The 22,491-nt window shown below is 67.5% G+C and carries 18 protein-coding genes and 3 pseudogenes; 9 read left to right on the top strand and 12 right to left on the bottom strand.

Features of this window, described 5'->3' with window-relative positions; translation table 11 throughout:
• The first annotated feature begins 509 nt into the window (after positions 1 to 509).
• The 7 genes from ACWCXB_RS32650 (at position 510) to ACWCXB_RS32620 (ending at position 10,624) form a co-directional block, all read left to right on the top strand.
• A complete protein-coding gene (locus tag ACWCXB_RS32650) occupies positions 510 to 671 on the top strand; it encodes a hypothetical protein (RefSeq protein ID WP_450727416.1) in 162 nt (53 codons plus the stop codon).
• Positions 672 to 1,015: 344 nt separating this feature from the next.
• The gene (locus tag ACWCXB_RS32645) at positions 1,016 to 3,847 is read left to right on the top strand and encodes a Helicase associated domain protein (RefSeq protein WP_450727414.1); all 2,832 of its coding nucleotides are present in this window, start codon (positions 1,016 to 1,018) and stop codon (positions 3,845 to 3,847) included.
• 399 nt (positions 3,848 to 4,246) lie between these two features.
• Positions 4,247 to 5,170, top strand: a complete 924-nt coding sequence (locus tag ACWCXB_RS32640; protein ID WP_450727412.1) for a hypothetical protein — start codon at positions 4,247 to 4,249, stop codon at positions 5,168 to 5,170.
• 166 nt (positions 5,171 to 5,336) lie between these two features.
• On the top strand, positions 5,337 to 5,579 hold the full coding sequence (locus ACWCXB_RS32635; RefSeq protein ID WP_450727410.1) for a hypothetical protein: 243 nt from the start codon (positions 5,337 to 5,339) through the stop codon (positions 5,577 to 5,579).
• Between the two features lie 241 nt (positions 5,580 to 5,820).
• Entirely contained in the window at positions 5,821 to 6,921 is a 1,101-nt protein-coding gene (locus ACWCXB_RS32630; RefSeq protein ID WP_450727408.1) for a dsDNA nuclease domain-containing protein, read from the top strand.
• Positions 6,911 to 7,366 carry a hypothetical protein gene (locus ACWCXB_RS32625; protein WP_450727406.1) on the top strand — a complete coding sequence of 152 codons (456 nt, stop codon included), beginning with the start codon at positions 6,911 to 6,913 and terminating at the stop codon, positions 7,364 to 7,366. Before ACWCXB_RS32630 ends, ACWCXB_RS32625 begins: the two co-directional genes overlap by 11 nt.
• A gap of 123 nt (positions 7,367 to 7,489) precedes the next feature.
• Positions 7,490 to 10,624 (top strand): Tn3 family transposase, encoded by a 3,135-nt coding sequence (locus ACWCXB_RS32620; protein WP_450727405.1) that lies wholly within the window; start codon positions 7,490 to 7,492, stop codon positions 10,622 to 10,624.
• Between the two features lie 73 nt (positions 10,625 to 10,697).
• Here the strand turns inward: ACWCXB_RS32620 and ACWCXB_RS32615 are convergent, their stop codons facing one another.
• The 3 genes and pseudogenes from ACWCXB_RS32615 to ACWCXB_RS32605 all read right to left on the bottom strand — a co-directional run bounded on the left by ACWCXB_RS32615 (position 10,698) and on the right by ACWCXB_RS32605 (position 12,187).
• Entirely contained in the window at positions 10,698 to 11,189 is a 492-nt protein-coding gene (locus ACWCXB_RS32615; RefSeq protein ID WP_450727403.1) for a cupin domain-containing protein, read from the bottom strand.
• 88 nt (positions 11,190 to 11,277) lie between these two features.
• A pseudogene (locus tag ACWCXB_RS32610) lies at positions 11,278 to 11,600 on the bottom strand (malonic semialdehyde reductase); the annotation flags it as partial.
• A gap of 182 nt (positions 11,601 to 11,782) precedes the next feature.
• Complete coding sequence (locus tag ACWCXB_RS32605; protein WP_450727401.1) at positions 11,783 to 12,187, bottom strand: RidA family protein; 405 nt, start codon at positions 12,185 to 12,187, stop codon at positions 11,783 to 11,785.
• A 354-nt stretch (positions 12,188 to 12,541) separates the two neighbouring features.
• On the opposite strand from ACWCXB_RS32605, the gene ACWCXB_RS32600 reads away from it, so the two are divergent.
• Positions 12,542 to 13,213, top strand: coding sequence for a recombinase family protein (locus tag ACWCXB_RS32600; protein ID WP_366076927.1), 672 nt, complete (start codon positions 12,542 to 12,544; stop codon positions 13,211 to 13,213).
• Positions 13,214 to 13,263: 50 nt separating this feature from the next.
• On the opposite strand, the gene ACWCXB_RS32595 is transcribed toward ACWCXB_RS32600, so the two are convergent.
• The 9 genes and pseudogenes from ACWCXB_RS32595 to ACWCXB_RS32555 form a co-directional block, all read right to left on the bottom strand.
• Entirely contained in the window at positions 13,264 to 13,947 is a 684-nt protein-coding gene (locus tag ACWCXB_RS32595; protein WP_450727399.1) for a DUF262 domain-containing protein, read from the bottom strand.
• Between the two features lie 240 nt (positions 13,948 to 14,187).
• Positions 14,188 to 15,156 (bottom strand): hypothetical protein, encoded by a 969-nt coding sequence (locus ACWCXB_RS32590; RefSeq protein ID WP_450727398.1) that lies wholly within the window; start codon positions 15,154 to 15,156, stop codon positions 14,188 to 14,190.
• A 287-nt stretch (positions 15,157 to 15,443) separates the two neighbouring features.
• Entirely contained in the window at positions 15,444 to 15,779 is a 336-nt protein-coding gene (locus tag ACWCXB_RS32585) for a hypothetical protein (protein ID WP_450727396.1), read from the bottom strand.
• Positions 15,780 to 15,834: 55 nt separating this feature from the next.
• The gene (locus tag ACWCXB_RS32580) at positions 15,835 to 16,188 is read right to left on the bottom strand and encodes a hypothetical protein (RefSeq protein ID WP_450727395.1); all 354 of its coding nucleotides are present in this window, start codon (positions 16,186 to 16,188) and stop codon (positions 15,835 to 15,837) included.
• Between the two features lie 320 nt (positions 16,189 to 16,508).
• Positions 16,509 to 16,871 (bottom strand): annotated as a pseudogene (locus ACWCXB_RS32575) (MFS transporter); the annotation flags it as partial.
• 82 nt (positions 16,872 to 16,953) lie between these two features.
• The gene (locus ACWCXB_RS32570) at positions 16,954 to 18,576 is read right to left on the bottom strand and encodes a tetratricopeptide repeat protein (RefSeq protein ID WP_450727393.1); all 1,623 of its coding nucleotides are present in this window, start codon (positions 18,574 to 18,576) and stop codon (positions 16,954 to 16,956) included.
• Between the two features lie 18 nt (positions 18,577 to 18,594).
• Positions 18,595 to 19,137, bottom strand: coding sequence for a hypothetical protein (locus ACWCXB_RS32565; RefSeq protein WP_450727424.1), 543 nt, complete (start codon positions 19,135 to 19,137; stop codon positions 18,595 to 18,597).
• A gap of 99 nt (positions 19,138 to 19,236) precedes the next feature.
• Positions 19,237 to 19,788 (bottom strand): annotated as a pseudogene (locus ACWCXB_RS32560) (P-loop NTPase); the annotation flags it as partial.
• A gap of 860 nt (positions 19,789 to 20,648) precedes the next feature.
• Positions 20,649 to 21,122, bottom strand: a complete 474-nt coding sequence (locus tag ACWCXB_RS32555; protein ID WP_450727391.1) for a hypothetical protein — start codon at positions 21,120 to 21,122, stop codon at positions 20,649 to 20,651.
• A 20-nt stretch (positions 21,123 to 21,142) separates the two neighbouring features.
• Between ACWCXB_RS32555 and ACWCXB_RS32550 the strand changes: the two genes are divergently transcribed.
• Positions 21,143 to 21,577: a hypothetical protein gene (locus ACWCXB_RS32550; RefSeq protein WP_450727389.1), complete on the top strand. Its 435-nt coding sequence runs from the start codon at positions 21,143 to 21,145 to the stop codon at positions 21,575 to 21,577.
• Positions 21,578 to 22,491: the final 914 nt, after the last annotated feature.

Below are 22,491 nucleotides of genomic sequence, written 5' to 3'. Positions count from 1 at the left end.
CGCGGGTCTGGGAACTCTGCTGCTTCGCAGCAGAGTTGACTCCGTTTCACGGAGTCTGTGGCTCGCTTTGCTCGCTACGCCCGGCGGTGCCGGGCCGGCTCTTCCGCTTCGCTGCAGAGCCGAGTGTGACCGGCCCGCGTTGCGGGCCGGTGAGCCCCTGCTGTGCAGGGGCTTTGGGGTGACTGGGTGTCAGGCGCCGCTAGCCCTCAGCAGCGCGCTCTGCGCTCGGCTGAGCGGTGTGTCCGCTTCGCTCCCCCACCGATGGCCCTTCCGGCTTCGCCTCCAGGACCTGGGCCCGCTGACGCGGGCCTGGCTGGCTACGAAGGGAGGCGTTTCTCGTTCGTGTCGGGTTCAGCGTAGTGCTGGGGTCATTTTGATGCAGCATGTAGGATTGGTAAAAACAGGGCACCACCCCAGACCGTCCGGCCTGATCTTCACGTCAGAGGGGAAAGAGTATGTGGATTGCTGAGGACCTGGCTCGGGATTCAGTCCGGCGTCAGGGGGTCGGCTTGGCCGCCGCGGTGGCGGAGCGGGTCGCCGAGGCGGCGGGCAGAGCTCGGGAGACCTGGACGGGCTGGCCTTCGGCGTACGGGCTCGGCGCGCAGGATCCGGGGCGACTGGTCGAGGTGTGGGAGGCAGGCATGCCGAGTGGCAGCGCGTGGCGGCCTTGATGGACTCCTCGGACTACAACACGTACGAACCTGAGCAAGACGAGCAAGGCTCCAAGTGGGCGCAGGGACGCGAGGCTCGACGCGAGAGGGCTCTGGCCGCGTGGTCGACCGCTGTGGCGCGGCGGCGAGCGGCCACGGACTGGCCACTACCGGACGAGCCGACTCGGCACTGCGGACAGCCATAGCTCGGCCCGCGGCTCATGCGGGCTTCAGCCCGCCGAGGTCCTGGCGCAGCTGGCCGAGCGGGTCGTGTGAGCGAGGACGGTACCGTATGGGCACCGCCTTCCCACCGTCCCAGTGAATTCCCGGAACGGCCTGAGAAAGAGATTGTGGAGGATTCTTCAATGCCGGGTATTCAGCTTCGGGAACACCAGGTGGACGCGAATGCATGTATCCGCCGATGGGTTGGATTCCCTGCAAGATCTTCTGTGTCTGCTCAGGGTGCGCGCGCCACGGTGGTGTCCGCGACCGGCTCGGGGAAGACGATCACGGCCGCGTGGGCCGCGCTGGACTGCTTCCGGGGCGGTCGGATCCTGGTGACGGTCCCCACTCTCGACCTCCTGGTGCAGACCGCTCAGGCGTGGCGCCGGGTTGGCCACACCTCGCCGATGGTCGCCGTGTGCTCGCTGGAGAGCGATGCGGTGCTGAACGAGCTCGGGGTCCGTACGACCACGAACCCGATCCAACTCGCCCTGTGGGCGGGGCGCGGGCCGGTGGTCGTCTTCGCCACATACGCTTCCCTCGTCGATCGGGACGACCCCGACGACCCGACGGGCCAGGCAAAGGTCCGCGGACCGCTGGAGGCCGCCCTGGCAGGCGGCGAGCGGCTGTACGGGCAAACTTTCGCCGGATTCGACCTCGCCGTCCTAGACGAAGCCCACGGACTCGCCGGGGACCTCGGCCGCCCGTGGGCCGCCATCCACGACAACCAGCGGATCCCTGTGGACTATCGGCTCTACCTCACTGCCACGCCCCGGATCCTCGCCGCGCCCCGTCCGCCGATGGGCAAGGACGGCCAGGAGCTCGAGATCGCGTCGATGCGTAGCGACCCCGAAGGCCCCTACGGCGAATGGATCTATGAGCTCGGGCTGAGCGAAGGCATCGAGCGCGGCATCCTCGCCGGCTTCGAGATCGACGTGCTGGAGATCGAGGATCCGGACCTGTTTCTGGGCCTGTCCGAGGAAGCGCGCCGGGGCCGGCGGCTCGCCCTCCTGCAGGCCGCGCTCCTGGAACACGCCGCCACGCACAACCTCAAGACGGTGATGACCTTCCACCAGCGCGTGGAAGAGGCCGCCGCCTTCGCCGCCAAACTGCCCGAGACCGCCGCCGACCTGTACGAGGCCGAGGTCTCGGCGCACGCGCTCCAGGAGGCCGCTGAGCGGCCGCCTTCCCCCCTCGGCGCCGAGCCCGGTGAGCTCGAGCCCTACCGGCACGTCCCCCCGGACCGGGTCTGGGCGCAGTGGCTGTGCGGCGACCACCTCGTCTCCGAACGACGCGAGGCCACCCGGCAGTTCGCAGGCGGCATCGACGCCAACGGACGCAGGGTTCATCGCGCTTTCCTCGCCTCCGTGCGAGTCCTCGGCGAAGGTGTCGACATCGTCGGCGAACGCGGCGTAGAAGCCGTGTGCTTCGCGGACACCCGCACCTCCCAGGTTGAGATCGTCCAGAACATCGGCCGGGCACTGCGCCCCAACCCGGACGGCACGACGAAGGTGGCGCGCATCATCGTGCCGGTCTTCCTCCAGCCCGGCGAAAACCCGCAGGACATGGTCGCCAGCGCCTCGTTCGCCCCCCTGGTCGCCGTACTCCAAGGCCTGCGCTCCCACTCGGAACACCTGCTCGAACAGCTCGCCAACCGGGCGCTGTCGAGCGGGCAGCGGAAAGTGCATCTGAAGCGGGACGAGGACGGGCGCATCATCGAGGGCGGGGGCGGGGAGGACGAGACGGAGGGCGCGGCGGAGTCGGTGCTGCTTCATTTCTCCAGCCCGCGCGATCCGGCAACGATCGCCGCATTCCTGCGCACCCGTGTCTACAGGCCCGAGAGCCTGGTCTGGCTGGAGGGCTACCAGGCGCTCCGACAGTGGCGCGAGGAGAACAGCGTCACCGGGCTGTACGCCGTCCCCTATGACATCGAGACCGAGGCCGGCGTCACCAAGGCGTTCCCGCTCGGGCGCTGGGTCCACCAGCAACGCCGCGCCTACCGGGCCGACGAACTCGACACCCACCGCAAGGAACTCCTCGACGAAGCCGGGATGGTCTGGGAACCCGGCGAAGAAGCCTGGGAGACGAAGCTGGCGGCGCTGCGCTCCTACCGGCGCGCACACGGGCACATGGCCCCCAGGCAGGACGCTGTGTGGGGAGGCGCTGACGGCGAGCTGGTCCCGGTCGGGCAGCACATGGCCAACCTCCGCAGGAAGGGCGGCCTCGGCAAGGACCTGCAGCGCGCGGAGACCCGGGCCGCGCAGCTCGCGGAGATCGACCCAGACTGGAACTGCCCGTGGCCGCTGGACTGGCAACGCCGCTACCGCGTCCTTGCCGACCTGGTCGACGCCGACGGCCACCTGCTGGCCATTCAACCCGGCGTGCTGTTCGAGGGGGACGACCTGGGCAAGTGGCTGGCACGGCAACGGGAAGCGAGCACCTGGGCGCAGCTGTCCACCGATCAGCAGGAGCGGCTGTCCCAGCTGGGCGTCACACCGCTTGAGGCGCCGTCTCCCGCCCCAGCAGCGGATCGTGCGACGAAGGGTACGAGCAAGGCAGAAACGGCGTTCCAGCGGGGCCTGGCGGCCCTCGCGCAGTGGGTGGAGCGGGAAGGGGCCCGGCCTGTGCCGAGGGGCCACAGCGAGCAGACCAAGGTCGACGGCGAGGCGGAGCCGGTGGTCGTCAAGCTGGGCGTGTGGGTATCGAACACCCGCGCGAGGCGGGACAAGCTCACTGCGGACCAGCGGTCGGCCCTGGCTGATTTGGGTGTCGACTGGGCGGGCGCGGCATCGGCGCCGACCGCCCAGGCCGTCCCGGCCCAGCCGACGAAGGGCGGCTCCGTACGGCCCGCGCCGCCGAAGCCGCCGGTACGGCACCACCATGACGAGTGCGACAAACCGCTGTACGGCGGCGGCACCTACACCTGCGACCTCATCGAGCAGTACGGACCGCCCTCCGAACGGGACGACTACTGAGAAAGCCTCTGCCTGCTCCCTCCCCACCGCGCCAGACCCCGGGCCCTCTTTTCAAAAGGCCTTGGGCCTCGTGCTGTCGGCACGGGCGGGCGGACGTCGTCTAGGCCGGCCGGGCCGGTGCGGGACCCACTCGTGGGTCGCCTCCTCCCGAGCACGGAGTTATGAGATGAAATTGTCAAATGTTGACGTCCAGAACGCCAAAGATCGCAATCTGAACACGCAAGAGTTCCGAGCATCAGATACGGTCCTACCTGCGGTTTTTGGTGAACAGAAGTTTCCTACTGGGGTCATCTGTTATCTCATGTTTTCCGACTAGCCGAGCTGAGCGAGCGCCCGGCCGGGTGTGCGCTCCCGTAACCGGCACCCGAACCGCCCACGATGGGGCGCATAGTTGGGCCCGTGAACACCGAACTGACCGTGCTCAAGCGGGACAAGGCCGTGAGCCAGGGCGACACGATACGGATGCTGCTGAACGAGTCCAAGCGCTCCAGCCGTGCCGTCCCCATCCGGCGCGCGTTCGTCCAGGACGCCCGTCCCGGCCCCCGCCTGGTCACGCAGCCCGGCCCGCTCCGTCACCTGCTGCGCAGCCCCGAGCGGCTGGAGCTCTTCCTCCTGGTCCACTGCGTCGCCGCACGGGGCCCACTCCCGCACGGTCGCAAAGACGGCGACTGGGGCGTGACTCGCCGGTCCGAGACACGGGGCCGCGCCGCAGGGATCTCGTTCGCCACCGACGGCACGGCGAGCGCCGCGGTCTCGAGGCACCTGGCCAAGCTGAAGAAGCTGAAACTGATCAGCACGGCGCCGGACGGCCGGATGACCCGCATCATCAAGCTGCACGAGGACGGCTCCGGGGACCCGTACACGCTGCCGTCAGGCAACAAGCAGGGCTCCCGCAAGGACGTCTATTTCAAGGTGCCCTTCGCGTACTGGGAGCAGGACTACTACAAGTCGCTGACGATGCCGGCGAAGGCGATGCTGTTCATCTTCATGAGCCAGCGCAGCCGGTCCTTCGTCCTGTACAAGGACAAGCAGTTCGCCTCCTGGTATGGGATCTCCCCGGCAACCGTCGGACGCGGCATCACGGAGCTGAAGGCGAAGGGGCTGCTGTACGAGTTCCTCACTGAGCAGTATCTGGACGGCTCCTCCATCTTCGGCCAGAGCACGGGTGTGCGCTGGGCGCTCGCCGCGCCGTTCGACATGAACGTCAACAAGACGGACCGGGAGGCGGCGGCCGCCGCCTGGACTCCGGCGGGGGTCGCCGGCACCGCGCTGCGGATCGCCTCCGGTGTCCCCGTGCTCTCGGGGGCGATGGCCCCAAAGTGAGCAGGCCGGGCGCTGCGGCGTCCCGGCCCCACGACTCCCGGCCCCGCACACACGGGTCGGGCGCGGCGCAGGTCGCCGCCCCGCAAACGGGCGACGGCCCCCTGTTGGAGCAGGGAGCCGCCCAGTGAAGAAACCGACAGTCGCTCCCCAAGGAGGCACCATCAGCATGTTCAACGAGCCTAAGGGCACCGGCCGACCGACGTCGACCCGGCACCACCAGGGCAACGACAAGCTGCGTCACATCTGGTCCGAGATCCGGGCCCGGCTGCTGCAGCTGCTGGACGGCGGTCGCCGCCGTCGCCTGCGCGCCCTCGCCCGTACGGCGGGCTACGGCATCGTCCGCGGCTCCGCCGGCGCCGTGGGCGCGAGCGGAACTGGGTGGATCATCTGGTGGATCCAGCAGCGCTAACTGGCGCACCCGCTGACCCCACATCCGCCAACCTGGTGGTCCCGCTCACTGGGCCGGGGCCACCAGCGGCCGGCGGGATCAGCCTGTTCTTGCGCGAATTACTCCAACGGACCGTTGCGATCCGTGTGCGGATGGTGATCTACTCCGATGCCCAGAGCGTCCGTTGGGGGGACCATGCGAATAGAAACCTGTGCCGTTGGGCTGGTGGTCGGCACCGGCCGGTTGCGTGGGTGGAGCGCCGGTGACGCTTGCGCCTGCTGATGGTGGCCGGCGCAGCCGGCGCGGCTTCCTGTACCAGGACGCGGTCACACTCCTGGACTGCCTCGACATGCTGGAAGGCCACTGGACGGAAGTCTCGTGGGAGGATCTGGAGGACATCCTCTGCTACAAAGTTGACGCGCCTTCTTACCGGCAGGTCAAGACAGTCGAAGGAGCGAAGCGTCACAGCATCGCCGACATCTGCAAGCCGGATGCGGCGAAGAAGGCAGAGAACAGAACGGCGGCAACGAGCTACCTCGGCAAGCTGTTCGGCGGCAAGCCACTTCCTGAGGGAACACGCTTCACGCTGATCGTGAATGAGACCCCCCAGCGAGATCTGTTCCAGTTTGTCTGTGAGCGCGGCGTCGCACGCGGGCCGATCAGCGAAGACGCCCGCGAGCGGATCATCGACAAGCTCAACGGTCTGAGCCTGCCCGACGGCCGTGACGTCGGATGGTGCGTCGATCGTCTGGATGTCCTTGTCACAGCACGCACTTGCGATCAGGTCGAGGATGAAGCCCGCCGACGTCTGATTCCGCTGATTACGACATACCTCGGCCAGGACCCTCTGGCGCAGGAGGTGGACAACGTCCTGCTGGGACTTGTCTCCGGATACATCGCGCGCCGTGCGGCCGAGCCAGAACCTCAACGCCACACGGCTCACGAATTCCGGAGCATCCTCGAGAAGTCCATTCTCCAGGTGACCGGGCAGCGCCCCGATGGTTCCACCGAGCCGCTCATGACCCTCCAGGCGAAGCTGCGGCCAGCTGGTGTCCCCAATGCAGAGGCGGAACGTCAGCATGAGGCCATGCTGACGTTCCGCCAGGCCCAGCGCCGCAGCCTGGGTAGTGAGCGCCAGCGTCTCGCCGAGCTGTCGGACAAGGTCTACGCCATCTGCCAGCTCACCTCGATGCAAAGGCGCGGCGGTCTGATCGAGGCAGGCGAACCCGCCTATAGGGAAACGATGCTCAAAGTCAGCCAGATGCGGGAAGTGGTCTCTGGAGCGGTAGACCTCAGCCAGGCTCTGGCTGTGCTGAGCGACATCACTGCACGCTGCCAGAACAGGTACGAAGATGCCTCATAAAATCGGCAGCAAGGTCGTGCCGCCCCTCCATAGGGCGTGGGATCCCGACGACTCGGTCGATTTCCATGCCTCGCGCCTGTTGCTGCTCATCCACCTGTGCGGTCAGAGCCCGGGGCCATACATCGAAGGGCGCACGAAGTTCGCGAGGCTCGACTTCTTCCTGCGCTACCCCGGATTCCTGGAACGGGCGCACTCCGCTCTGCTGCCGGGAAGAGCTGGTCGGCCAGAAGTGTTCGTCGCGCCGGATACCTCCGAGATCGAGGCGCCAATGGTGCGCTACCGGTACGGCCCCTGGGACCACCGTTACCGCCAGTTTCTGTCCTTTCTCACCGCCCGCGGCCTCGCAACCATCACTGTCAGCCATAACCCTGAGCGGGTGAAGCTCACGGCCGCTGGCAAGGCGACGGCGGCCCGGCTCACGGCGATGGAGCAGTTCCGGGTGTGAGTAGTTGAGGTACAGAAAGTGCCGCTGAGATTGATCTTGGTCGGCTAGCACACCGTCCGGTGGCACTGCTGGGGATCGGCGATACCCGCCGGGCGGGCATCTCAGGTGACTACGGTCCTGGCCGTGCCGGTGGAGTTTCTGACTGATGAGCAGGCCGAGGCGTACGGGACGTTCACCGCGGTGCCCACGCGTCCGGAGCTGGAGCGGTTCTTCTTCCTCGACGATGACGACCGCGATCTGATCGCGCTGAGGCGTACGGACGCGCATCGGCTCGGGATGGCGGTGCAGATCTGCACGGTCCGCTACATCGGTCGGTTCCTGGCTGATGATCCGCTGGCGGTGCCGTGGGAGGTCGTGGAGTACCTGGCCGGGCAGCTCGGCATCGAGGACGTCTCGTGCGTGAAGCGGTATCCGGAGCGCCGCAGAACGCCGTACGAGCACGCGGAGGAGATCCAGGATCGGTTCAGGTACCGCGACTTCACCGATCCGAGATGGGGTCGGGAGTTCCGCGGCTTTCTGTACGGGCGGGCGTGGACGCACGCCGAGGGGCCGGTGGCCCTCTTCAACCACGCGGTGACGTGGCTGCGGAAGAACCGGGTACTGCTGCCGGGCGTCTCGGTGCTGGCCCGACAGGTTTCGGAGGCGCGTACGGCGGCCGAGCGGCGCCTGTACGAGGCGGTGACGCGGGCGACGCACCGGGCTGATCGCGCGCTCGCGCCGGCGCTGGCGGAGTTGCTGGTGGTGCCGGAGGGCAAGCGGGTCTCGGAGTTGGAGCGGCTGCGTACGCCGCCGGTGAAGACGACGGGCACGGCGATGGTGCGGGCCATGGAGCGGGTGGAGGAGATCTCCGCGTTCGCGTTGGGGCGGGTGAATCTGTCGAGGGTGCCGGTGAATCGGCTGTCCGCGCTGGCCCGGTACGGGCAGCTGAGCAAGGCGCAGACGATCGAGCGGGCGCCGGAGCCGCGGCGTACCGCGCTGTTGACGGCGGTGGTGCGCCAGTTGGAGGCGCAGGCGGTCGACGATGCCCTGGACTTGTTCGCGTTGCTGATGGCGAACCGGCTGATCAGCCCGGCCCGGTGGGCATCGGAGCGGGATCGCCTCGCGATGCTGCCGCAGCTGGAGAAGGCGGCCCGCATTTTGGCGAAGGCGTCGAAGATTCTCACCGAGGAACTGGACCTGGTCGCCGAGCACGAGGCGGACCTGGACGTCGCGGCGCTGTGGGCGGCGGTCGAGGAAGCAGTGCCGCGTACGGCGGTGGCCGGGGCGGTCGCGACCGTCGAGGCCCTGGTGCCGGAGGACGACGGGTCGGCCGAGGCGGCGATGCGCGAGAAGCTGGCCCTGCGCTACAACACCGTGCGCCCGTTCCTTTCGCTGCTGGGCGAGTCGGACGCGCTGGGCGCCGCCCCGGCCGGTCGGCGCATCCTGAAGGCGGTGCGCCGCCTGCCCGCGCTCTCGCGCCGGAGGGTCAAGGACCGGCCTCTGCTGCCCCGCGAGGGCGACGCCGAGCTGGTACCGGCGATGTGGAAGCGGGCGGTGTTCTCCAACGCCAAGCTGCCGCAGGGCGCGGTCGACCGGGATGCGTACGTGGTGTGCGTGCTGGAGCAGCTGCACCGCGCGTTGAACCGGCGCGACGTGTTCGCCGCCCCGTCGAATCGGTGGGCGGACCCGCGCGCCCGGCTGCTGGACGGGTCTCGGTGGGAGGCGATGCGCGCGGACGTCCTCGCGGGCCTGTCCCTGACCGAGGACGCTAGCGAGCACCTGGCTCAGCTCACGCGGGGGCTGGATGCGGCGTGGCGGCAGATGGCCGACCGCATGGAGGAGGCCGGCGACGAGGCGAAGGTGGAGGTCGTCGTCCCCGAGGGCGGCGGACGCGCCAAGTTGTCGGTGGACAAGCTCGGCGCGGTGGGCGAGCCGGAGTCGCTGACCTGGCTGAAGACCACCACGGAGGCGATGCTTCCCCGCATCGACCTGCCGGACCTCTTGTTCGAAGTGCACTCCTGGACCGGGTTCCTCGACTCCTTTGGCCACGTCTCCGACCGGCGCACCCGCATGGAGGACCTGCTCGTCTCCCTGGTCGCGCTGCTGGTCTCGCAGAGCTGCAATATCGGCCTGACCCCGGTCATCGAACCGGAGAGCAAGGCACTGACCCGCTCGCGGCTGTCCCACGTCGACCAGAACTACGTGCGTGCCGACACCATCGCCGCGGCGAACGCCGCGCTCATCACCGCCCAGTCCGCGATCGAGCTGGCCCAGGTGTGGGGCGGCGGGCTGCTCGCCTCCGTCGACGGCCTGCGCTTCGTCGTCCCGGTCAAGAGCATCAACACCGGGCCCTCGCCCAAGTACTACGGGTACAAACGGGGCGTGACCTGGCTCAACGCCGTCAACGACCAGGTCGCGGGCATCGGCTCGATGGTCGTACGCGGCACCCCGCGCGACAGCCTCTACACGCTGGACACCCTGCTGAACCTCGACGGCGGGGTGAAGCCGGAGATGGTCGCGACCGACAACGCCTCGTACTCCGACATGGCCTTCGGCCTGTACAAGATGCTCGGCTTCCGCTTCGCCCCGCGCTTCCGTGACCTGGCCGACCAGCGGTTCTGGCGGGCCGACCTGCCCGACGGTGAGGGCCCGGCTGCCGGGTACGGGCCGCTGGAGGCCGTGGCCTGCAACAAGGTCAACCTGAAGCGGATCGAAACGCACTGGCCGGACATGCTCCGCGTCGCGGGGTCGCTCATCACGAACCAGGTCCGGGCCTACGACCTGTTGCGGATGTTCGGCCGCGAGGGCCACCCCACCCCGCTGGGCGCCGCGTTCGCCGAGTACGGACGGATCGACAAGACCATGCACCTGCTCGCGGTGGTCGACCCGGTCGACGACACCTACCGGCGGCTGATGAACCGGCAGCTCACCGTGCAGGAGTCCCGCCACCGGCTCGCCCGCGCGATCTGCCACGGCGGCCGGGGCCACATCCGCCAGGCGTACCGAGAGGGCCAGGAGGACCAGCTCGCAGCCCTCGGCCTGGTCCTCAACGCCGTGGTGCTGTGGAACACCCGCTACCTGGACGCCGCCGTCGTCCAGCTCCGCGCCGACGGCCACGACATCAAGGACGAGGACGTCGCACGGCTCTCCCCGCTCAAGGACCGGCACATCAACTTCCTGGGCCGCTACCTGTTCAACATCAAGGCCAGCGGCCCCGGCCAGGGCTTGCGTCCCTTCCGGGACCCGGACGCACCTGAAGACACCGATGACGGGGACTGACGGGCCGCACCGGCCGGGCCGCTTTCGGGCAGTCCCGGGCGTGTGACACAGGGACCGCAGCACTCAGTGCAGCCTAGTCGTCGAGCATGTCGGTGTTGTACTGGTCGTGCCTGATCCGGAAGGCTTTCAACTCTTCGCGGCTGCGCTGTGAGTACTCCTCCAGCTTCTCGAAGTACTCCTCCCTGGAAGCTCCCGGTGTGAAGAGCAACAGAAACGACACCTGGTCGTCGCTGTCGTTCTGGAAGGCGTGGAGCCCGCCGGGCGGTACGTAGAGGAAGTCCCCCTCGCCTCCTGTGACCCAGCGTTCGCCGTTGTAGAGCCGGAGCTCGCCGGACAGGACGTAGAAGGACTCGGAGATCGTACGGTGGAAGTGTTCCGTGGCGCCCATGGCCGTCGGCTCCATGTCGATCTTGTACAGGCCGAATTCGCCATTGGTGTTCTCCTGCTGGGCCACGTAGCTGATGCTGGTGCCGCCCGAGCCGGTGTCGGGCTGCGGGGATGCAGGTCGGAACAGTGCGCTGACCTGGCCCCTTTCGCCGAGGTAGCGGGGCTCTGGGTAGGACATGGCGACTTCCTCATTCGTGAGTAGGTGGTTCCAGGCCAGCCCTTTGAAGGACTGGTGGACTGACTGGTCTGGGTAGGTTTCACAGCGGCGGGCGCTCGGCGAAGTGCGTGTCCTTCGCGTCGGGCACGAACGGCGCGAGCTTCGGCAGCTCCTCGTGGAACTCGTAGTCGGTGGCGAGGATCGCGGACAGCGGCGCTATGGCTGCCTTTGCCTTGTTGCCCTCGGCTATGTGTGCGCCGGCAGACGCTCGCGCGCCTCGGGCCTACGAACCAGGACGATGCGCAGCGGGGACTGGTTGAAGGCGGTTCGGCCGTACTTGACCAGGTCATAGATGGCCCGCATCTGCTCGTCCATGACTGGATCGTCGCTGAATGTGTCCGCGGTATGGGCTTCGCGGAAGAGGAGGTCCAGGGCAGCACGATGCTCCCCAACCGCAAGAAGCTTGGTTCACGCGGCGGGTCGACCGCCGAAGTTCGACCGCGTGGGCTAAAGAGACAGATTGGACCCACGCTTCTGGCCACTGCTGCGGCCAGAAGCGGCACGAGAGGTACGGCAGCCCGACAGATGAATGAGAGAGCCAGGCCGACTCCGACCTATGGCTTCACGTCGAGACGCACGAGCGCGCCGATCTCCACCAACTGGTCCGGTAGTGCCAGGTCAGAGACACCCATGACCGTGCTGGTGGGCCGGTGCTCCCCGAAGTACTCGGCGTGAAGGCGTGCCGTCGTGTCGAAGTTCTCCCGCAGGTTCCTCACCAGCACCGCGCTCTCCACGATTTGGCTGCGCTCGGCCCCGAAGTGCTTCAGCACCAGGTCCAGATTGGCCAGCGTGGTTCTGACCTGGAGCTCAAAGTCGCCGGCACCCACGAAGTTGCCGTCACGGTCATGGGACACCTGCCCAGCCACGTACACCGTGTCACCGACCTGGATTGCCTGGCTGTATCCGTAGAGCGACTCCCACGGCATACCAAAACCGAATCTCTTCGCCTGAACAGGCATGACTCACTCCCTGGTGAGACGACGCATGGCGCTGCCAGTTACGGACAGTCCTCTTTCGAGGAAGAAGTTATGCCGTTGCGCACTGAGGAAGGCCTGGGACATGCCGCACACCAGGGCCGGGGCTTTGAGGCAGGCGTCATGCAGCACCCCACTGAGCCGACCCCGATCGAATCGACCACGCACCGGACCGCGGAGCCGGTCCGCCGGAGGCTGCACGCCCCTTCAGCAAACCTTCGTTTTCTGAAGATCCCTCCCGACGGGTCGTTCGGACCCCTCAGGGCCTTCAAAAACCCATTCAGAAACCTGGCGCATTCAACAACCTCGGACCACCGATTTCTGACATGATCCGAGGCCATGACGACCACTCAGGAGCCGACGAACGGCGCGGACGTACTCGTCGCCGAGCCGCTCGTCCGCACCGAGATCAAAATCGGGTACGCCCGCGTGTCGACCGGCGGGCAAAGACTGGAGCGACAGCTCGACGCGCTCACCGCCGCCGGGTGCCGGAAGATCTTCGCGGACAAGAAGTCCGGCAAGGACGCACTCCGCCCCGAGCTCAAGGCGTGTCACGCCTTCCTCGACCCCGGTGACACGCTCGTCGTCCCCTCGCTCGACCGCTACGGCCGCAGCCTCCAGGACCTCATCAACATGGTCGCCGAGCTGCGCGAGCGCGGCATCGGCTTCACCTCGCTGCATGAGTCCCTCGACACGACCACCCCCGGCGGACGGCTCGTCTTCCACGTCTTCGCCGCACTCGCCGAGTTCATCCGCGAGTTGATCGTCATCGGCACCAAGGAGGGCCTCGCGGCCGCCCGCGCCCGCGGCCGCGTCGGCGGACGCCCCACCGTCGCCACCGAGGAGATCATCCGCGCCGCCCGCGACCTGCTGCCCGACCCAGGCCGCTCCATCACCTCGATCGCGAAGCTGCTCGGCATCTCCCCAGGCACCCTGTACAACCACATCCCGGACCTGCGCGAGCTACGCGCCGGCGCCGTCCCCCGTCAGCTCGAAGCGCCGACGAAGTAGGCCAGCTCCAGCAAGATCAATCTCAGCGGCACTTTCTGTACCTCAACTACTCACACCCGGAGGTCGACGGTGGTGAGGCGGGCGCCGCGGTCATTCATCGTCTCGAACATGCGGTAGCCGTGGTCGGGGCCTGCCGCGCGGATGCCCACCAGGACCACGCGTGTCAGGAGCCATTCGGTGAAGGGGTGGAGCTTCTCGGCGTCGAGTTCCTCGGCGAGCTGGGATTCGATCTGCTGGCCGCGTGCCCACAGGTTGCGGCGGGAGAGGGAGTCCCCCGCGCCGGCCTCGTACTTGCGGCCCTCGCTGATGGCTTGCAGGACGGGGTCGTGGTCGGTGATGCCGACGCTGAAGTGCTTCCCGTCGGTCGTGATGACACGGTTGAGTTGGTCGACCGTGTGGGTATCACCGGCTTCCTGGGCCGACAGTCTCAGCTGCAAAAAGAGCAGGTGCAAAGTGACGAAGCGCTGCTGACCGTCGACGAGGAAGCGGCGCTTTTTCGACGGCTCGTGGTAGACGAAGGGGCCGAGGAAGTACTGCGGCGCGGTGTGGGGGCGGCGCCGGTACGCGGAGTCGCCCAACCAGTGCTTGAACGAATCGCACAAGTCCCGCAGCAGGGTGTGGACTTCTTCGCTACCCCAGGTGTAGTCACGCTGGTAGTAGTCGATCTCGTACGTCACGTCACGGAACAGCTCATTCAGGTTGAATCCCTGAGACCTGATCTCGTCCGCCCCCACGCAACCACCCCTCACCTGCCAGGTATATCCCGTCATGCTCCCAATCCGGCGCCGCGGCGTACAGACGGCGCGGGAGTCTGGTCGGCGGCGTGCAGAAACATCGGCGCAGGCGACTGTGGCCTCCCCGGCCCTGCCGGGCCGGCGGCCCGGCAGGGCCGGGCGATGCTGCTGCCCATGCAGCCGCCGGCGACCGCACGACGGCGGCTGCTCCGCGGATTGCCTCTGGACGGACCGACCGCGTCATTGGGCCGAGGACGGTGGTGACTTGCGGCCTGCACCGGACAGGTGGTGGAAGATGTCGAGTGCCCTGGCCGGGTTCAGCAGCTCCTGCGCGATGATGGGCGGCGCGGCCAGGGTGACGATGCCACGGATCCAGTCGGCGGACGTCGTGTAGGCCACGATCGCGGTGGTCTCCCAGAGCGACAGGGGTTCCATCGCGGTGAATGCGTCTGGGTCGCTTCCAATGGGAGGAAGCCGCACGCTGACCTCCACGGTCTCCGCGCCGGCGTGGGCGGTGTCCCCGTCGGGGAGCTGAAGCCGGGCTCTGAGGTCGTAGGCGGCATGGTCCGGGCTGGTGCTGTCGATCGAGTCCTGCCGATGTCGCCACTCCTGCCAGATTCGTGCTGACTGTGTGGTGGCTCCAACCTGCTGCAGCTCGACGGTGGCCTGGTGGAGTATGGCCGTGTCGATGATGCTCTGTTGTTCTCTACACCGGCGTTCCACACAGGCGACGGCGCGTTCCAGCGTGGAGCGGGCCCAGTCGTGCAGCCAGGGGTGCGCCTGCAGGCCGTGTGCGGTCTGCGACAGCTCAGTCTGCAGAGTCCGCCAGTGATCCCAGTTGAAGTTCGGCCCTAGGAAGTCCGCTACGTAGTCAGGTTCTTCCCGGTTCTCTGCTTCCTCGGCCTCTTCGGCGAGAAGCTCGCAGAGTGAAACGAGGTCGACGAGGACATCCGCCAGAGTGTTGTCTGCGGTGACGGTTTCCACCCGGCAGCATCCGCACATGCGGGACGCGACGTCCGCGTCGAAGCGGACACGACGTGCTTCCCGTGGACGGGCGCTTGGCCGAGCACCGCATCTGCGATCGCTGTGTACGTGGGTGCGGTCCGGCCGCGTGACTACATCCATCTGCCGGCCGTAGAACCGGTCGACGGGGATGTTGTAGCGGCTCATCAGCCCGACGGGAATGAAATCTGCCAAGGCGCTCTGCACCTGGCCAGGCTAGGCCGCGGGGCAGTCGCAGGTAGGGGAAGACTGGGTTGGTTCATGGTCCGGTCGATGCAGCGACAAGACCGGTGCCGCTTCGTTCGCGAAGAGTCGCAACGGGGTGGGCCTGCGACTGGTTTGTGGCACCCAAGGTCCGGCAGGACGCGCCCCGGTCGACCGAAGGCAGGCCGAGACGGCAGTAGCGGAGTCTCCGCCAAGACAGCGACGTCGGTGGGGTAATTCGTCGATGAGTCGAGGTTCGGCAGCTCTTCCGGTCGCCGGCTGCGGCACACCTAGAGTGTCGTCCTGTCCGGTGGCTGCAGGATCGGGTCCCAGGCGAACCAGCCCAGATTCTCGGCGCCGAGTTCCCACGGCGACTCCAGCAACCGTTTCCGGGTTGCCTCAAGGTCTGCGGTGACGGCGGCCGGAGCAGGGCCGATGCGGGTCATCAAGTCGCCGTGTGCGTGCCAGAACTCCTCGTCCTCGCCGCGCAGTCGGCGCATCGCCGCTTCCACGCAGGCAGGCCATCTCGGCATGCCGTAGTGGTCGTCATGGGACCCGGTCCAAGGAGCGCCAGCGAAGACGAGGAAGTCGTCCGGCGACAGTCTCTTCTCAAAGTGCCTGAACATGTTGATGCGCTGGTTCACGTGCTTCTTGATCTCTCCGAGGAACCCCCAGCCGAAGTCAGTCAGAGTCCCCTCGCAGCCCGGCCAGACCATGTCTCGGCCCAGGACCAGGTCCTCCAGCTCGTAGAAGACGGAACTGGTCGTCCGAGCCCAGGACGTCGAACGCCTGCCGGGTGAGCCAGGTGTTGCGGGCGAACATCGTCCCGTCGTGCAGTGCCTTACGCCGGCCGGTCGGCCGGGAGGCGTGCGCGTCCTCGATCGGCCCGTTGCGCCACACGGACAGGACCAGCCCGTGGGCCGCTGCCCACCGCAGTCCGTCCTGTGCTGCGAAGACGCCCATCTCCTTCAGACGCTGCCGTGCCCAGTCCAGCGCATCCTGGATGTCCCCGTCCACCAGCTGCTGCTCCCCCACGATGCCCCGCTCCCCCGCTCCGCGCTTCGGTGTTCCTGCCCAACTGCACCGCAGCGCCCGCAGGAAGAGTCAGATCGTACGCGGCACTACCGACACCCCGGTGCCGACCTCCGCGACAGCCGCGGCACCCACCGGGCCGCTCCGACCAGCACAGACCAATCCACCTGAGCCACGCAGCAGTAAAGAAATCCCGCGACGATCACTGAACACGCACCTCAGAACCTCTCTGGCCTGCGGATCTCCATAGGCGGCACAAAATCCTGAACGATCACTAGATCCGCAGGTCAGAACATCGCCACCCCAGTAATCTCTGGCGGATTTGTCACAGGGCGCGAAGACGGGGAGGCGAGGCCGCCGACCAGGGTGACGATAGTGAGGGCGCGGACGTGGTCGGGGCCCACCAACGGGTGATCGCTGCGAAGGCGGGCGGTAGAAGGTGGACGCCATCGCGAGTCCAGCGAGGAGCCAGCCAGCGAAGAAGACGGGCACGTTCGGAGCGGCGGCGATGCTGGGCATGCTCAGCACTCCGAGGACCGACCAGCGGTCATCACGGCGCGCGGCCCGCGGTGGTCGATGATGCGGCCGACTCGTAATCCCGGCGATGGCGGAGACTAGGGGGCGGCGGAGAAGGCGGCCGTGGTCGCTCGTCCATACGGACCTGGGGTCAACCAGATCCGTGCGATTGCAAGGCGGGAGTGACCGTTGCGCGGTGGGAGTCTGTCAGGGACCCTGCAGCAGCGGCAGGTCCCTGACAGCAAGATGCGCCTACGCCTTGGAGAGCGGATGCATCGAGTCACGCAACTGTCGGGATGAGGTCAGCGCATCGATGTACGCCTCAGGCAGGTCAGCGTGGAGCTTTGCATACAACTCCACCGCCTCCTCGACAGCCGCAAACGCCTCGCGACGCCTACCCACCTCGCCCAACCGAATCCCCAGATTATGGAGCGCCCCGGCGGGGTCGGACGTGTGAGCATCAGGGTTGGACGCCACCAACTCCCGCCAAAGCTTTACCGACTCCTCGACAGCCGCAAGCGCCTCCCGACCCCTACCCACCTCGCCCAACCGAATCCCCAGATTATGGAGCGTGCCAGCGAGGGTGGGTGTGTGAGCATCAGGGTCGGACGCCACCAACTCCCGGCAGAGCTCCACGGCCTCCTCAGTCGCTGCAAGTGCCTCCCTGTGCCGTCCCTCGGCACCCAAACACACCCCGAGATCACGGAGCGCCCCGGCAAAGTTGGGCGTGTGGAGTTCAGGGGTGGCCGCCGCCAACTCCCGCCAGAGCCCCACCGCCTCCTTGACGGCAGCAAGCGCCTCCCGACCCCTACCCGCCTCATGAGACCGACTCCCCAGATTGCTGAGCGCCCCGGCGAGGTCGGACGTGTGGAGTTCGGGGTGGGACGCCACCAACTCCCGACAGACCGCAACCGACTCCTCCGATACCGCAAGCGCCTCCCCGTACCGTCCCACGGCACCCAACCGTGCCCCGAGACCATGGAGCGCACCGGCGAGGTAGCGGGTGTCAGCGTCGGGGTTGGCCGCCGCCAACTCCCGGCGGAGCTCTAATGCCTCCTCGGCTACCGCAAGCGCCTCCCGGTGCTTACCCACCCCGCCCAAACACACCCCGAGGTTATGGAGCGCCCAGGCTAGGTTGGGCGTGTGGAGTTCGGGGTTGGACGCCACCAATTCGCGCCAGAGCCCCACCGCCTCCTCGGTTGCCGCGAGCCCCTCCTGGCACCGTCCCACGTCACTTAGGCTCGCCGAGAGGTTTAGGAGTGCCGCTCCGAGATGTGGCGTGTGAGGGTCGGGCTTCGCCAACTCCCGGCAGAGCTCCACCGCCTCCTCGGCAGCCGCAAACGCCTCCCGACGCTTACCCACCTCACCCAAGTTCGCCGAATGGTTTAGGAGCGCCCCGGCGAGGTCGGACATGTGAGCATCAGGGTCGGACTTCACCAACTCCCGGCAGAGCTCCACCGCCTCCTCGGTCGCCGCAAGCGCCTCCCGACCCCTACCCACCTCGCCCAACCGACTGCCGAGCCTGCGTAATGCCACTGCGAGCTGGGCGTTGCTGCCAGCTCGCCGACAGCGCTGCACGACAATTGCAAGCGCGGCGTTGGGGAGGACGCCCATGTTCAGCGGAAGGAGTTCCTCGAGCTCGCCGCATTCCTCAAAGGTGAGATGTGTCCCCTCAACCACTGCAGCCAGAGCTGTGTCAACTGGCCCTGCTCCGTAGCAAGCCATGGCGAGGGCGAGTGGCAGGTAAGTTCGGGAGTCGGCGCGGATGACAGCGATCAGTCCGGTAGCTGTCTCCGGAGCATGGTGTGCGGCACGGGCGAGGTGATGGATCAGTCGAGCAGGACCCTCACTGTCTACGGCGGATGATGTGGCCACGGCGGCTGCCTCCCTTGGTCAGCTGGTGAGTGCCGCGGTGGCGAGGGCCACGGGCAGGCCGGGCTGAGCAGCTGTGCACAGAGCGGCATAGCGGTCGGCCAGATGAGCGGGCAAGTGCGGGTCAAGCCACTGGCCGTTGCGCTGGGCGTAGAGTTGATGAAGCCATAGGGCCAACTCGGTGCGACGCTCGTAGCTGCTGGCAGTCAAGCCGGGCAGGCGGGCCAAGCGGCGGGCGGCCTGGTCCATGCTGTCGGCGCCAACGAGAGTGGCGGCGGCGATCGCGCCCTGCAGGACCGGCAGTGGCTGATTGATGGCTGGATGTTGCTCTGCAGCATTGCCGATCCACCACGTTTCCTCGGTGGTAAACAGCTGGCGCAATGCGGTGGTGAGGTCGACCGGCCCGGTCAGGCCGTTGTAGGCGGTGATGGCAGCGGCGGCATGTAGTTCGGCGAGAGAGGTGACGGTCGCGCTGTTGGTTAAGGAAGCTGGGGGTACGGGGCGATCAAAGTGGCGGGCGTAGTGCCTGACCGCGCCCTGAAACTGTAGGGGTTGGTCTGCCACGCTGGCGAGGGTACGAGTAAGGATTGTGCGACCAGCCGGGGCGAGGACTGCTTGGTCAGCGGGGTCCATGCCAGCCCGGATTCTTGCCCACCAAGACGTGAACTCTCTGCCGCAGAAAACGACTTTGACCCGACTTGTGGGAGCGCGGGCCAGGATACCCAGCATGCCAGCGAGGTCGTGTTGCTGGCGCGGCAAGGCATCCACGTCATCAACAACCAGTAACACGCGCCCAGGGCGGGCGACCGCAGCCTCCGCAGCGGCGATGGCCTGGCCATGCCTGACCCATCCACACTCATAATCTTTGTCGACAAGCTGCCGGACGGCCTCGATGAGCAGACGGGTCTTGCCGCTTCCTGCCTGGCCGGTCACCTGCCACGTCCGCTTCCCACCAGGGCTCCGGCACCAGTCCACAAAGCTCAGCAGGTGACGTCGCCGCAGCGGGGAGAACGGCACCACTCGTTGGTCCGGGTTGAGCGCATACAGGACGCTGCCCAGGTGAGCGGTTAAGTGGGAATCCGTAACTGCTGCAGGACCGGCCAACACCGCGCTCTGCCATGCCGTATCGGCATGCGCCAGCTCCTGTCGGCGCTGCCACCACGCGTCTCCGCACAAGGCGAGCGCACTCGCACTCCCGCCGAGCCCTGCGGCCATAGGCGGGGACACGAAATTCGCCAATGCTGCTCCCGCTCCTGCGCCCACCCCCAGCCCGCCAGCAACCGCCATGGATCGCACCCGTGACCAACGCACACCGACCACCCCCGACTTCGCTTACCGGCCCCGGCCCCTATCGGCGCTGCCCTGGTTTCATGGACCTGTGCCGTGACTGCCGAACCAGTATGGGCGAACTGTGTACAGGTCGTTGCCCTTTGCCCTCACGAAACTCTGCGTCGAACTTCCATCTCTTGCCCGCCATGGCTCCCAACTTCCCCTGCAGTCAAGGTCTCTACGCTACGAGGGGAAGATCAAGTCCGGCCTCGCCCGCAGAACCGGCCGGTAATGGGCTTGCCTCTGCCACGTCGGCCCGAGGCCGGGCAGAGGCTCCAGCGCGGCCTGATCCGCGTTCGGGCCTACAGGCGATCACCGAGGCGACGTCTCGGGGAAAGAACGTGACGCCAATGCCAGCAAGCCCGGGATACTTCTGGGATGCCAGAGATGGATCTCGGAGCCGTTCGAGCGGCGTTGCGTGCCCAAAACCCTGCGTCTCTCCTGGAGTTGCCCGAGGTGCAGTAGCTGGACGCCAAGGGGCTCCGTACGAAATGCGTAATCCTCCCGCCGTTGAGGAACTCGCCAAGGATGTCGCAGCGTTCGCCAACGGGGGCGGCGGCATCATCGTCGTGGGGATCACCACGCGTCTGGAGCAGGGGCGGGAGATCCTCGACAAGGTGGGGCTCCATCGACGGGTCGTCCGTCGATCTCGACCAGTGGCGCAAGCTGATCCGCGAGCACGTCACTCCGGCACCGCGGAGGACGAGCGTGGAGTGGTCCGACGACCGGCAGGGCACGTGCGTGGTCTACATCGACATCCCCGCCCAGGACCCCGGATGCCTGTTCGTGGTGGCGGCGCCGACCGGCAAGAAGGGCGCGCTCCGGACGGATACCGTCGCGGTGCCCGTGCGTGAGGCGGACGGCACGCACTGGTTGCCGCGCACCGAACTCCAGCGGCTGCTCTCCCACGGCGTAGGTGCTTCGGGAATGCCCACAGCACAGGCACTGGCGAGCTTCTCCGCGAGGCCGTGGCCCAGGGGCAGCCGGAGGCCGGGCCCCAGATCGGGCAGAGCCTGCCCAGCCGTCAGCAGGAGATGCGCGAGGCCTACGAGCAGCTGCGCACCGCAGGGCTGGGCCAGCTGGCCGGCGAGGCGTACGCCCGCGGTCCCGCCGCCATACAGGAGTTCGCGGGCGGGGAGGGGCAGCCCGGCTGGGTGCTGTGCGTAGTGGGTGGCCGGGCGGGCGCCGATGGCGGTGGCCCAGCCGGTGTGGCAGGCCATCAGGGCCGCAGGCCGAGACGGTGCAGGCAGCCATCCACTCGCTGTGGTCGGCTATCCCGTCCCTGGCACTGACCGACCCGGCCACCACGGCCCGTGGGTGCTGCCGCCGGACGCCCGCAGGGTCGATCTCGACGGCGGCAGATGGGGAGCGGGCCGCCGAGACACTGCCCGACGCCGTCGTGGACCCTGCCCGGATGCAGTGGTCCGCACCGCCCACCACGGAACTGCGTCTGAGCGCCGAAGGCCCTCACGATCAGCCCTCCCCTGGTCTCGGGACGCTGATCGACCTGGAGGCGCTGGGCCCCGGGGAGGACGGCGTCCGGTCGGAGATGGCCATCACGATCACCAGATCGCCCACCATGCACCGGCCGGAACGTCAGGCCGTTCTGCGCCGGGCACTGGTGCACATGGCGCGGCACTTCGGCTACGTATGGGCCGAGGAAGAACTGCTGTAGAGCAATCACGCCAAGCAACGGCTGCGGGACGATGAGCCGCCCCTTCGGTGCTCGCCCGCACCGCGAGCCGTGAGCGCTCGCTGTCCGCCTCACCTATCGGGGACGGTACGGGGGGTCTCGCAGGGTGGCGGCCACGCTCAGCGCTGCTTGCAGAGAGCTGAGCGTGGCGCCGCGCCAGGTCGAAGAGCGGCTTTCCTCGTCCCTGGCCGGCACAGCTCGGTCAGCTCTCTGGCTGACGACCCAGAAGGCCGCACGCTTGGGACCTGTCGCCGTCATGGGCCGGAAGCCGCCGCTAAGGCGCGCTCCCGCCAACCCCTTGACCAGCACAAACCAATCCACCCGAACCACACAGCAGTAAAGAATCCCGCGCCGATCACTACATTCCGAAACAATCACTGAACTTGCACCTCAGAGCCCCTGACAGCTTCCGAAGCTCCGCAGAACCCCCAGCTCAGAGCTGCACCACACCACAGCAAAAATCCTGAAACGATCACTGGATCCCCAGGTCAGCACGTCACTCACCTAGTGATCGCTAAGGGATTTGTCACAGTGAGCGCGCAGCATCTCGCCGAGCGCGACCTGCTGGCCAACGGTGGGCCGCAGGAGGAACTTGTACGCACGCATCACCCGACCCACCCCCCTTCGGCCCATGTGTGATCAACCTAGCGGAGGCCACTGACAACGAAGAGAACTCCGGCGCTTCGCACCTCCGCGCCAAGGATGCGTTTCCCTCCCCGGCCGAAGCCGGGGATACCCACGCAAGATCAAGGATGGAAGAGATGGTCGCGCACCAATCGAAGCACTACCCCGCCAAGCACGATCAGCTGTACAGGCCCTCGAGAAGCTGCGGAGCGTGCTGCCCTGGGAACTGGAGAGCATGCTGGAGCCGCTCGATCTCGAGCGCTTCCAGGAGC

Source organism: Streptomyces sp. NPDC001514, from assembly GCF_053597075.1.
This window is presented reverse-complemented; position numbering and strand designations above follow the sequence as displayed.